General features: G+C 63.5%; 9 protein-coding genes, 1 tRNA gene and 1 riboswitch. Of the genes, 5 read left to right on the forward strand and 5 right to left on the reverse strand.

Annotated features, from left to right (window positions below; all coding sequences use genetic code 11):
• Window positions 1-250: 250 nt before the first annotated feature.
• The 3 genes from gcvP to gcvT all read right to left on the reverse strand — a co-directional run bounded on the left by gcvP (window position 251) and on the right by gcvT (window position 4,679).
• Window positions 251-3,091, reverse strand: coding sequence for an aminomethyl-transferring glycine dehydrogenase (gcvP, locus tag AC1Y2B_RS12245; protein ID WP_482253375.1), 2,841 nt, complete (start codon window positions 3,089-3,091; stop codon window positions 251-253).
• A 97-nt stretch (window positions 3,092-3,188) separates the two neighbouring features.
• Window positions 3,189-3,548, reverse strand: coding sequence for a glycine cleavage system protein GcvH (gene gcvH, locus AC1Y2B_RS12250; RefSeq protein WP_482253376.1), 360 nt, complete (start codon window positions 3,546-3,548; stop codon window positions 3,189-3,191).
• 9 nt (window positions 3,549-3,557) lie between these two features.
• Entirely contained in the window at window positions 3,558-4,679 is a 1,122-nt protein-coding gene (gene gcvT, locus AC1Y2B_RS12255) for a glycine cleavage system aminomethyltransferase GcvT (RefSeq protein ID WP_482253377.1), read from the reverse strand.
• Window positions 4,680-4,838: 159 nt separating this feature from the next.
• A riboswitch (glycine riboswitch) is annotated at window positions 4,839-4,928 on the reverse strand.
• Between the two features lie 42 nt (window positions 4,929-4,970).
• On the opposite strand from gcvT, the gene AC1Y2B_RS12260 reads away from it, so the two are divergent.
• From AC1Y2B_RS12260 to AC1Y2B_RS12280, 5 genes are all read left to right on the forward strand, one after another.
• Window positions 4,971-5,741, forward strand: coding sequence for an AzlC family ABC transporter permease (locus AC1Y2B_RS12260; RefSeq protein WP_482253378.1), 771 nt, complete (start codon window positions 4,971-4,973; stop codon window positions 5,739-5,741).
• Complete coding sequence (locus AC1Y2B_RS12265; protein WP_482253379.1) at window positions 5,731-6,057, forward strand: AzlD domain-containing protein; 327 nt, start codon at window positions 5,731-5,733, stop codon at window positions 6,055-6,057. The genes AC1Y2B_RS12260 and AC1Y2B_RS12265 overlap by 11 nt, the downstream gene beginning before the upstream one ends.
• 7 nt (window positions 6,058-6,064) lie before the next feature.
• Window positions 6,065-7,453 (forward strand): sensor histidine kinase, encoded by a 1,389-nt coding sequence (locus tag AC1Y2B_RS12270; protein ID WP_482253380.1) that lies wholly within the window; start codon window positions 6,065-6,067, stop codon window positions 7,451-7,453.
• Window positions 7,450-8,100: a response regulator gene (locus AC1Y2B_RS12275; RefSeq protein WP_482253381.1), complete on the forward strand. Its 651-nt coding sequence runs from the start codon at window positions 7,450-7,452 to the stop codon at window positions 8,098-8,100. Before AC1Y2B_RS12270 ends, AC1Y2B_RS12275 begins: the two co-directional genes overlap by 4 nt.
• A 138-nt stretch (window positions 8,101-8,238) precedes the next feature.
• Window positions 8,239-8,314 (forward strand) — tRNA-Ala (locus AC1Y2B_RS12280).
• Between the two features lie 145 nt (window positions 8,315-8,459).
• Here the strand turns inward: AC1Y2B_RS12280 and AC1Y2B_RS12285 are convergent.
• Both AC1Y2B_RS12285 and AC1Y2B_RS12290 read right to left on the reverse strand, forming a co-directional pair.
• Window positions 8,460-9,056, reverse strand: a complete 597-nt coding sequence (locus AC1Y2B_RS12285; protein ID WP_482253382.1) for a hypothetical protein — start codon at window positions 9,054-9,056, stop codon at window positions 8,460-8,462.
• The gene (locus AC1Y2B_RS12290; RefSeq protein WP_482253383.1) at window positions 9,053-11,938 is read right to left on the reverse strand and encodes a class I SAM-dependent DNA methyltransferase; all 2,886 of its coding nucleotides are present in this window, start codon (window positions 11,936-11,938) and stop codon (window positions 9,053-9,055) included. The genes AC1Y2B_RS12285 and AC1Y2B_RS12290 overlap by 4 nt, the downstream gene beginning before the upstream one ends.
• Between the last annotated feature and the right edge of the window lie 177 nt (window positions 11,939-12,115).

Here is a 12,115-nt window from a genome sequence, read left to right on the forward strand (position 1 = left end):
GGCCCCTTCATCCAGGTGCAAATATCCCGCGGGGGGTCTGGGGGGCGCGAAGCCCCCCAGCCGGGTCCGCCGAGCGTCAGATTTTTCGTCGAAAAATCGTCTCTGGCCCCGATTCGCCGGTAATTGGTTAACGCCACCGCCACGTCCCGCGCGTAACTCCAAAAGACGTACGCAAAACCTACAAAAGCCCGACAGAGAAAAGCCGCCCCGCAAGGCGGCTTTTGCCAATGAATGCAGCGCCCGCAAAGACTTACTCCGCAGCCTCGGCATAAGCCTCCACCGGTGGGCAGATGCACTGCAAATTCCTGTCCCCCCAGACATTGTCGACCCGCCCGACCGGAGGCCAATATTTGTCCACCCGGAACGCCCCCGGCGGAAAGCAGCCCTGCTCCCTTGGATACTTCCGCGTCCAGTCGGCCACCAGATCCTCCACCGTGTGCGGCGCATGGCGCAGCGGCGAATCCTCCGCCGAAATATCCCCCCGCTCCACATCCGCAATCTCGGCCCGGATCGCCAGCAAGGCATTGATAAACCTGTCAATCTCGGCCTTGGTCTCGCTTTCCGTCGGCTCCACCATCAAGGTCCCCGCCACCGGCCAGCTCATCGTTGGCGCATGGAACCCGTTGTCGATCAGCCGCTTGGCGATGTCATCCACGGTCACCCCCACCTCGGCAAAAGGCCGGGTATCAAGGATGCATTCATGCGCCACCCGCCCCTTGTTGCCCATGAACAGAACCGGATAGGCCCCCTTCAGCCGCGCCGCGATGTAGTTGGCATTCAAGATCGCCACCCGGGTCGCCTGCGTCAGCCCCTCGCCCCCCATCATCAAGCAATAAGCCCACGAAATCAGCAGGATAGAGGCTGACCCATAGGGCGCCGCACTCACCGGCCCCTCCTGCCCGCCTGTGTGGGAGTGCCCCGGCAAATAGGGCGCCAGATGCGCCTTGACCCCAATCGGCCCCATCCCCGGCCCGCCACCGCCATGCGGAATGGCAAAGGTCTTGTGCAGGTTCAAGTGACTGACATCGCTGCCAATTTCTCCAGGTTTCACCAGCCCGACCAGCGCGTTCATATTCGCCCCGTCCAGATAGACCTGCCCGCCAAATTCATGGGTGATCTGGCATATCTCGCGGATCGTCTCCTCAAACACACCATGGGTAGAGGGGTAGGTCACCATACACGCCGCCAGATTGGCTCCCGCCTCCACCGCCTTGGCGCGGAAATCTTCCAGGTCCACATCGCCATTGGGCGAGGATTTCACCACCACCACCTTCATCCCCGCCATCTGCGCCGAAGCCGGATTGGTGCCATGGGCAGAGGTGGGGATCAGGCACACCTTCCGATGATGATCGCCCTTGGCCCTGTGATAGGCCAGAATGGTCATCAACCCGGCATATTCCCCCTGCGCGCCCGAGTTGGGCTGCATCGAAAATGCATCGTAACCTGTTATTTCACAAAGCTTTTCCGTCAGGTCCGAAACCGCTTCCGTGTAACCTGCGGCTTGGTCCAACGGCACCATCGGATGGATATTGGCGAACTCGGGCCAGGTGATGGCAAACATCTCTGCCGCGGCATTCAGCTTCATCGTGCAGGACCCCAGCGGGATCATCGCCCGGTCCAGCGCAAGGTCGCGATCCGACAGGCGGCGCATATAGCGCATCATCTCGGACTCAGCGCGATTCATGTGGAAAATCTGGTGGTTAAGGTAGCTCGTCTCGCGCAGCATGCTTTCCGGAAACGACAATTGCGCCCGGTGTGGTGGCACGCCGTCAATGCCAAAGGTGCGCAGAACCCGAAGCAGCACCTGCTCGTCCGAGGTCTCATCCAGGCTGATCCCCACCCGGTCCGACCCGATCTTGCGGAAGTTCAGCCCTTCCGCCCGCGCCGCCGCCAAAATCCCGGCCTGACCCACGCCAACCTCGACCGTGATCGTGTCAAAAAAGGCCTTCGGCTGCACCTTGGCCCCCGCCGCCTTCAAGGCGCGCGCCAGCCGGTTGGCCATGAAATGCACCCGCTCGCCAATCGCCCGCAGCCCCTTCGGTCCATGAAAAACCGCGTACATTGAAGCCATTACGGCCAGAAGCGCCTGCGCCGTGCACACGTTCGAGGTGGCCTTCTCGCGCCGGATATGCTGCTCGCGCGTCTGCAGGGCCAGCCGGTAGGCCTTGTTGCCCCGGCTGTCGATGGACACCCCGACGATCCGCCCCGGCATCTGCCGCTTCAGCGCATCCTTGCAGTCAAAGAACGCCGCATGCGGCCCGCCATAGCCCATCGGCACGCCAAACCGCTGGCTGGAGCCGACCGCGATGTCGGCATTCATGGCACCGGGTTCCTTCAGCATGGTCAGCGCCAGCAGATCGGTCGCGATCACGGAAATTGCCCCCGCGCCATGCAGGGCCGCCGTCTCGGCGGTGAAGTCGCGGACATGGCCAAAGGTGCCCGGATATTGGAAGATCGCACCGAAAACCTTTGTCGGATCAAGGGCTTCCGGGGCACCCACGATCACCTCGATCTCCAGCGGCAGGGCGCGGGTGCGGATCACGCCGATGGTTTGGGGGTGGCAATTCTCATCGACAAAGAAGGCGCGGGCTTTCGATTTGGCGCAGCGCTCTGCCATCGTCATGGCTTCGGCGGCGGCAGTCGCCTCGTCCAGCAGGCTGGCATTGGCCACATCCAGCCCGGTCAGGTCGGCGACCATGGTCTGATAGTTCAGCAACGCCTCCAGCCGGCCTTGGGCAATCTCGGGCTGATAGGGGGTGTAGGCGGTGTACCACGCTGGATTTTCGAGGATATTCCGCTGAATCGCCGGGGGCGTGACCGTGCCGTAATAGCCTTGCCCGATCAGGCTGGTCATCACCGTGTTGCGCGACGCCACCGCCCGCATCCGCGCCAGCAGCCCTTGTTCGGACAGGGGCGCCCAGCCCAGGGCCACGCGCTGGCGGATCGAGCGGGGCACGGTTTCGTCGATCAGGCTGTCCAGCGTCGGGGTGCCGACCGAGGCCAGCATCTGCGCCATTTCCTCGGGCGAGGGGCCGATGTGGCGGCGGTTGGCGAAATCATAAGGGTTGTAGTCGGTGGGGGTGAATGTCATGCCAGTCTCCGGATGCAACGGGCCTGTCGCCACGAATTCGTCAAAATTCCCGTGGCGTCGGCTTGGATTTCGGAATTTTCGCAGAAAATTCGGGGTGTTAGCCGATCAGGTCGTTGTATTCGTCCTCATCCATAAAGTCATCGAGCACGCTGAGGTCGTCGAGCCTGATCTTGAAGAACCAGGCGGCCCCCGTCGGGTCCTCGTTCACCAGGGCCGGATTGTCGACAAGCGCCTCGTTGACGGCGACGATCTCGCCATCGACCGGGGCCAGAATGTCGGACGCGGCTTTGACGCTTTCGATCACGCAGACCTCGTCGCCCTCGGCCACCATGGTCTCGATTTCTGGCAGTTCGACGAAGACCACATCGCCCAGTTGGGTCGCGGCGTGTTCGGTGATGCCAACCACCACCAGATCGCCGTCAACGCGCAACCATTCATGATCCTTGGTATATTTCATCGTCAGTCCTCAACGTTTGTAGTGGGTCGGATGGAAGGGCAGGGGGCAGATGGTGACAGGCAGGCGCTTGCCGCGCAACTCTGCCTCCAGCGTGGTGCCGATTTTCGTATGGGACGCCGTGACATAGCCCATCGCGATGGGGGCCGCGACCGAAGGGCCGTAACCGCCGGACGTGATGGTGCCGACAAGCGTGGACCCTGCATAAAGTTCGGTCCCGTCCCGCATCGGCGCCCGGCCTTCGGGCCGCAGGCCAACGCGCAGGCGGTCGGGGCCAGAGGCCATGTCCTGCAGGATGCGCGATGCGCCGGGGAAGCCGCCAGACCGTTCCCCGCCCGTCCTGCGCGCCTTGGGGATGGCCCAGGTCAGGTTCGCCGCAACCGGGGTCGTGGTCTGGTCGATGTCGTGGCCATAAAGGCACAGCCCCGCCTCCAGCCGCAGACTGTCACGGGCGCCAAGGCCGACCGGCTGCACCTCGGGTTCGTGCAGCAGGGCCTCTGCAAAGGCCAGCGCCCGCGCATTCGGGACCGAGATTTCAAAGCCATCCTCGCCGGTATAGCCCGAGCGCGAGACCCAGAGTTCCGCGCCCTCCCACTCCAGAAACGCCATGTCCATGAAGCGCATCCGGGCCGCGCCGGGTGTCAGGCGGGTCAACACGGCCTCGGCCATGGGGCCCTGCAGCGCCAGAAGGGCGCGGTTGGTGACCGGGATCACCTCGGCCACCGCCGCCAGATTGGCTTTCAGATGGGCGATGTCGGTCGCCTTGCAGGCGGCGTTGACCACGACGAACAGATGATCGCCCCGGTTGGCGAACATCAGGTCATCCAGAATTCCGCCGTTGGCATCGGTGAACATGCCATAGCGCTGGCGGCCGATGGCAAGGTCCAAGGCATCGACCGGCACCAGCTCTTCAAAGCCAAGCGCCAGATCAGCAAGGCTTTTCTTCGGTTTCAGGATGACCTGACCCATGTGGGAGACATCAAACAACCCCGCAGCGGCGCGGGTGTGCAGGTGTTCCTTCAGGACGCCGGCGGGATATTGCACGGGCATCTCGTAGCCCGCAAACGGCACCATCCGCGCGCCAAGGGCAACATGCAGATCGTGCAACTCCAGCCGCAAAAGGGTATCGGACAAGCCGAACCTCCTCTTCCCATTGCCGGATCGCAGACAGACCGGCACCGAACGAGGCAAGCCAATCCCTGCCCCCCGATGCCCCCTCTGTCCTTGCCCAAACCTTGGGCGCCTGAGATCGTTATCCCTTCGGCAGGCCTTGCGGCCACTCTCCAGAGTTCCGTTGCCAGGACGGTCCTTGGGCCTGAGAGTTTACCGGGGCGGTTGCTCCTTCGGCACCAGCGCGGGACTGGATTCTCCCGACCTGACCGCTTCAGGCTACGCCCGGGCCATTTGATTTGGCAAGCGGAAAGAATGCCGTGGTATGCCAAGGCCGCCCGCTTGACAGGCCCCGGGGCGGATCGCTACCGCTTGGCCATGACTGACGCAAAATCACCTGTGCTGGCCGGGTTGCAAGCGGCCTTGCCCTTGGTGCTGGGGTATTTTCCCATCGCCTTTTCCTTTGGCGTCTCGGCCACCCGCAACGGATTGTCGGGGACCGAGGCCTTTGCCCTGTCGCTGATCGTCTTTGCCGGGGCGGCGCAGTTTCTGGCGATCGCGATGATCGCCAGTGGCGCGCCGGTGATCGTGGCCGGGCTGACGCTGGCCGCGATGAACCTGCGGCATCTGCTCTATGGGCCGACGCTGATGCAGAAGGCCGGGGCAGGGGCCGGGCGCTGGTCCTGGGTCTGGGCCTTTGCGCTGACGGACGAGGTGTTTGGCGCGGCCTTGGGGGCTTTGGGCAAGGGGCAACGCTTTTCGGAAGGCTTCATGCTGGTGCTGGGGTTCTGCGCCTATGGCGCTTGGCTGGCGGGCACCGTGGCGGGGGCCTGGGCCGGCGGTGGCGCATTGGACGCCTGGCCTGCCGTGGGGGCCGGTTTGGATTTCATGCTGCCTGGGCTGTTTCTGGCGCTGCTGCTGTCGATCCTGAACGGCAGGCAGGTGCCGGTCATCGTGATCGCCGGTCTGGCAACCGTGGCTGGGACCTGGTGGATCTCGGGCACGGCGGGGCTTTTCGCCGGCATGATCGCCGGCGCTGTGGCCGGCGTGACACTGCCCCAGCGGAGGGTGTCGCATGCGCTTTGAGGTTCTGGAACTGGCGCTGATCGCCGGGGTGCTGACCTATCTGTGGCGCTATCTGCCGCTGCGCGCCAACCTCAACTCCCGGGCGCCCGGCGGATTGCTGGCGCGGTTTCTGGCCTCGACCGGGCCGGCCGCCATCGCCACCCTGTTTGTGGCCGAGATGCTGCCCCTGCTGCAGGCCAGCCTGCCGCATCAGGGCCGCGCGATGCTGGGCGTGCTGGGCGTCCTCTTGGCCTATGCCTGGCGCAAGTCGGTGGTGTTTGCGACGCTGGCCGGGGCCTTGGCCTGCGGACTTGCAGCGGCCCTCGGCATGGGATGAACCCGCCATGAACCTCGCCGGGAAGCCGCACAGAACCTGGTCCGAGATGTCCCTTGCAGGCCAGTTCGCCTTGGCCGGGGGGCTGGTGATGCTGCTGGCGGCGGTGGCCGTGGGGTTCTGGGTGGCGCGCCGGATCGAGGATGCCGTGGTGCGCAACACCGCCAATGCCACGGCGCTTTACATGGAAAGCTTCATTGCCCCGCTGATTCAAGACCTTGCCACCTCGGACCACCTGCAACCGCAAAACGATGCCGCCCTGTCCAACCTCTTGCGCGGCACGCCCCTTGGCAGCCGGGTCGTCAGCTTCAAGATCTGGGTCAAGGGGGCCAAGGTCGTGGCGTCCTCCGATGCGGATATCGTCGGCAAGACATTTCCCGGCAGCGACGACATCAAGCAGGCCTGGACCGGGCAGGTCGTCGCCTCGTTCGACAAGCTGGATGAGGACGAGAACCTGGACGAGCAGAAGCTGGGCGTGCCGCTGCTGCAGATCTATGCGCCGATCCGGGCCAAGGATTCCGGCCAGATCATCGCGATCGCCGAGTTCTATGAGGTGGCGATCCAGCTGAAGGCCGATCTGACCAAGGCCAGGCTGACCTCGTGGCTGGCGGTTCTGCTGGTCATGGCGGTGATCGGCGGCAGCCTTTTTGCCATCGTTCTGCGCGGCAGCCGGGTGATCGACCGTCAGGTGGTGGACCTGACCGAGATGGCCGCCCGCAACGTCAGCCTGCGGTTGAAGATGCAGGGCGCCGCCGCGCGCTTCTCGCAATTGAACGACCAGGCGCTGCGTCGGATCGGGGCTGATCTGCACGATGGTCCGGCGCAACTGATGGGCTTTGCCGCACTGCGTCTGGATTCGCTGCGCAAAGAGGCTTCGCCCAAGGCGCTGGCCGAAATTGACAGTATTGAAAAGGCGGTGCGCGAAGCCATTCAGGAAATCCGCAACATCTCGCGCGGGGTGTCGCTGCCGGATATCGAACGGCGCAGCCTGACAGAGGTGATTCAGGGGCTGGTTGACGCCCATTCCGCCCGCACGCAAAGCGAGGTGCACCTGACCTCGACCCTTGCGGCCGATCGCGACTTGCCGATTGCGGTGAAGATCTGCGTGGGCCGCGTGGTGCAAGAGGGGCTGACCAACGCCTGGCGTCATGCCGAGGGGCTGGGCCAGGAGGTTTCCGTGCTGGAGGACGACGACAGCCTGATCGTCTCGGTCCGCGACAGGGGGCCCGGCCTGCCAGACCGGCTGGTGGAAGAGGCGGAAGGCGGCTACGGTCTTGGCCTTGCAGGCCTTGCGGGCCGGGTCGAAAGTCTTGGCGGGCTTTTGACCCTTGGCAACCGCCGGGATGGCCGACAAGGCAGCGAATTGCGCATGGTTCTGGATTTGGGGGGTGTCGAATGACTGATCTGATCCGTTTGGTTCTGGCCGATGACCACCCGATCTACCGCGACGGACTGGTGCGCAGCCTTGCCGATGCCGGCGGGATCGAGATTGTCGGCGTGGCCAAGGATGGCGAAGAGGCGGCCGTGGTCGTGGCCCGCGAAAAGCCCGATGTGGTCTTGCTGGATGTGTCCATGCCCAAGGGCGGCGGCATTGGCGCGCTGGCCCGGATCATGCAGATGGAGGCGCCACCCCGCGTCGCCATGCTGACCGCTTCGGAGGCGGATGAGGATCTGATGCAGGCCATCAAGCTGGGCGCTTTGGGCTATATCCTGAAGGGCGTGGGGGCCGAGGAACTGGCCGATCTGGTGCGCGAACTGGCGGCCGGTCGCTCTTATGTCTCGCCCGGTCTGGCAGGCCGCCTTCTGGTCGCCATGCGCCGCCCGCAAACCCCCGCCGCCCCGCCCAACCCCTTGGCCGACCTGTCCAAACGCGAGGAGGACATCCTCAAACTGGTGGCGCAGGGCAAATCCAACCGCGAGGTGGGCGAAGCGCTGGATCTGCAGGAAAAGACCGTCAAGCACTACATGACCTCGATCCTGCAGAAGCTGCAGGTCCGCAACCGGGTCGAGGCGGCGATGCTGGCCCGGCAATATCTGAAAGGCTGAAGCGCGGCGGTTCGCAAGCGGCCCGCCAGCTTGAACACGGCCGGTCGCCCCACGGCCTGTCGCCCCGGCGACCAAAGCCAAAAGCCCCCACGGCTTCTTGACATTCTTGCGGCTTTCCGCGAGAACCGCTGCGCGGATGGGGCAATAGCTCAGTTGGGAGAGCGTATCGTTCGCAATGATAAGGTCAGGGGTTCGATCCCCCTTTGCTCCACCAAAACATCCCGTAAGTAGTTGAAATTAAACGGTCTTTCGGAAGTCTTCAAAAAGTATACCGCTTTTTATACCATTTTCCCTTTCAGCTTTCGCCGGGCCGATTCCGCAACCGTACCCGTTCAACTTGATGACAGCGATTTCGGGCGTCACGAAACGTCCTTCACGATCCACGTAACCACCAAGGCCCCACAAACGAGCGTGACGGCATCGGGCGCGATTTGCATCGCTACATCCTTCGCCGCTGGCGCTTTCGTCACCAGACCCTTCAGACCTGCAACCAGTTGATCCGCGTCAACGGCACAGGCCGCTTCCAGCTTTCCGGTCACGACAGGCACAAAGGTTTCCGAACCGCGCACCACGACGGTAAAGCCGCCCGGTGCTGGTATCAGCCGCGCTTCGGTGTCGCGACCGTTGATCAGCTTTGAGGATTTGCCGCCGATCACCTTCAGGGCTTCAACCACAAACTTCAAATCTTCCAGCCGCAGGATCAGGCGGCTGACCGGGCCGGTTTTGCCCCTTGCGGGTTTGGCCCTTGGCCGCGCAAGCGAGGCGGGGCTACCGGGTTCGGGTGGCAAGTCCTCGGGTGGGACTTGGTCGAGAAACCGGTTCCCAAGCACCACACTGGCCCATTTCAGAAAGTCTCGCGATTTCCTGTCTTGGATCGTCTTGGCGCGTTCATCCAGCCAAGCCATGGCGGCACTTATCCCGTCGCGGAAGCCTTGGGTTTGGGGGTCTTGGGTCACGGCTTGGTCCTCTCCTGATTGAGGCGGAACAGGCGGGCGAGGATTTCGTCGTCGGTGAGAAGGCCCGCGCGGAAGGCGTCGCCCCAGCCGTAGGCTTCGGCGACGGCCTCATCTAGGGCTTTGTGGGCGTGGGTCAGCCAGGCGGGTTTGGCGTTGTAGAGGTTGGTCAGGGTGCGGGTTTTCAGGGTCTTTTCGGCCTCGGGCGAGACGGGTAACAGGCGGTCGGGGTAGCCCGGCACCACCTCTGGCACGCGCTTGACCAGATCGGCGGGGTTGAGCCAGTTTTCGCGGAGGTCGTTGAGCCGGGCCGCAGCGGTGGCGATCTTCTGCGCCCTTGGGTCGGCGGCATAAGAAGAGGCGGCAAGGTTCGGCGTCAGGCCCTCGGGGAAGGGGAAGGTTTCGAAGGTGGTGGAGGGGGTGTAGCGGGGGTCATTGCCTACGCCAAGGAAGGTGCCCATGCGCAGCGCCCAAAGTTCATGGAAGCGCGAGTGCAGGATGCCAAAGGAGGTGTCGTCATCTCGGGCGATGGCGACCGCCGCCGAATCGACAACGACCGAAGACGGACGCCACACAAAGAGCCGATGCTTCGAAACGCGGGGCGTCACCAGTTGTCGCTTCGTTGGGGAAAGAGCCGCAAACATTTCAGGCCGTGTCCGCCACAGCCGCCACCAAAAGCGGTGCAGGTCGGCATTGTCTTTGGCCAGTCGGTACGGATGTACCGTCGCCAAGATGTGCTGAAAAGGAAGCTCGAACATTGCTGCTTCTGACTCTGTCGAGTCCGAGGCGAAGAAGATGATCCAGTTATCCTGATGCCGCGCCGTGATGTCTTTGCCGTTTGTCCAAGGTCTGACGACTAGACCATTCACAGAGCCATCCGGGTTTGATGGGGCGAGCAGCATTTGGCGTGCGGTCTTCCCGTCCACCTCAAACGGTCCATAGCTAATCGTCCCTTGGAAAGCGTGACCGCCGTTTGAAGTCAGGCGTGCCGCTCTTGTTAGGTCCGTCGCGTCGCCATGGCCAGTCAGGTCAGCGAAAACTCGTGCGACCGGCCTTCCGCCTAGTCTTGATGGCTCAGAGGCTCGCGAGAACGAGACCAGAGACACGCGGACAGCGGCACCGTCCACTGTCCACTCCTCATCCGCCCAAGCGTCAAAAATTGTGCCACCGTCCACGATCGTAGAAAGTACTTTCCTATTTGCGCCTCCACGGATCGAATTGGTTGCGACCAGCCCCGCCCTCACTAGGTTACTATTTTGCATTTGATCCCAAGCCCGAGCGAACCAATAACAGACTAGATCAGCGCCTCCTGGAACTTCGTTCGCATAAGCGCCTCTCAGTCGAGTTGTATATTCTGCACCAAGTTCCGGCTTCATCTTGCGGTCGCCCAAGAATGGCGGGTTGCCGACCACCACGTCAGCCCTCGGCCACTCCGCCCGCGTGCCATCGGGGGCGAGGACGGCGTCGCGGTTCTCGATGGTGGTCAGGGTGCGCAGGATGGGGTTGCGCGCCGCCTCAAAGCCGTTGCGGCGCATCCACTGAATCTCACCAATCCAGACAGACACCCGCGCCAGTTCAGCGGCATAGGGGTTGAGTTCGATGCCCAGCACCGACTCCGGCCCGATGGTGGGGAAGGCCCGGGGCAGGCCCAAGGCCTCGGCCTCCAGATTGACGCGGTGTTCGATGTTCTTCAGTTCCAGAAGGGCGAGGTACAGGAAGTTGCCCGATCCGCAGGCCGGGTCCAGCACGCGAAAGGCGCGCAGGCGTTCAAGGAAGGCCAGATGCAAGGCTTCGGCCCGATCCAGCGCACGGGTGCGGGCGGCGAGGTCTGACCCTACCAGCAGCTTGGTTGCGGTGGCCTTGGGGGCGTTGTCGATCAGGCTTTCGATCTGTGCCTTGATGCCAGCCCATTCGGCCATGAGGGGTTCGACAATGACGGGCCGGACGATCTGCATGATCTTGTCGCGGTCGGTGTAATGCGCGCCCAACTGGCTGCGCTTGTCGGGGTCAAGGCCGCGCTCAAACAGGGTGCCAAGGATTGACGGGTCAATGTCGGACCAATCGAGGGTGGAGGCGCGGATGAGGTCGTCAATATCCTCCCACGTCAGGGGCAGGGTGGCGTCGGTGTCAAAGAGGCCGCCGTTGAACCATTCGACCTTTTCAAAGCCGACAAGGCCGCCTTCGCGCATGGCGGCAAACAGGGTCTTGGCGTGGGTGGAGAAGGTTTCGGGCTGCGGGCGGGCGGCTTTGATCATCCGCTCGAACATCTTGTTCGGCAGAAGGTCGGTATCCTCGGCGAACATGCAGAAGATCAGGCGGTTGACGAAGTGGGCGACTTCTTCGGGCGGGTGGCCGCGCCCGCGCAGGCGTTGGGCCAAGGTGACGAAGCGTTGGGCGGCTTCCTCGGTCAGCAGTTGCCGGGTCTTGGCAGGCTTCAGCTTGTCGGGGTCAAGGAAGCAGGCGCGCAGGGTGTCGCGGTTGGCCGCGTCGGTCAGGTCCTCCAACAGGATGGTATGGACCTTGTGGACGGTGTTGGTCCAGTTGGTGTGGATGCGGATGCGGTCCATGTCGGACACAATCAGCAGCGGCGGGTTGTCCAGTGCGATGGCGTATTGCTGTAGCTGGGCATAGGCCTTGTCGAGGTCTTTGTTCTTGCCCTTGTACTCCCACGCAAAGCAATCCTTGCGCCAGACGTCGGCCCAACCCTCGCCCCCGGTGGTCTTGGACGCGCCCTTTTCATAGGTGAACCATTCGCCCTTGGGGTCGGCACTGATGGGGTCGGGCAGGGCCAGAAGGCGGCAGAGGTCGTTGAAGTGCGATTGTGAGGCGGTGCGTTCCTTGAGGTCAGCCGCCCGCCATTTGGCGATGAAGTCCTGCGGTGTCATAAACGCCCCCTTGGAATTGCTTGGGGCGAGTAAAGCGGGCGGGTCGGGGTGGGTCAATCGCCGATTGAGGGAGGGCGATGACCGTTGCATTTTGCGCCACCCCTCGCGGCATGATCTGACGTTGCGCTACCACCACCCCCTCCCCCTTTAGGGGGTGGTGGTGGTGGCGCAGGCAGA

It is taken from the genome of Stagnihabitans sp. (assembly GCF_964946895.1).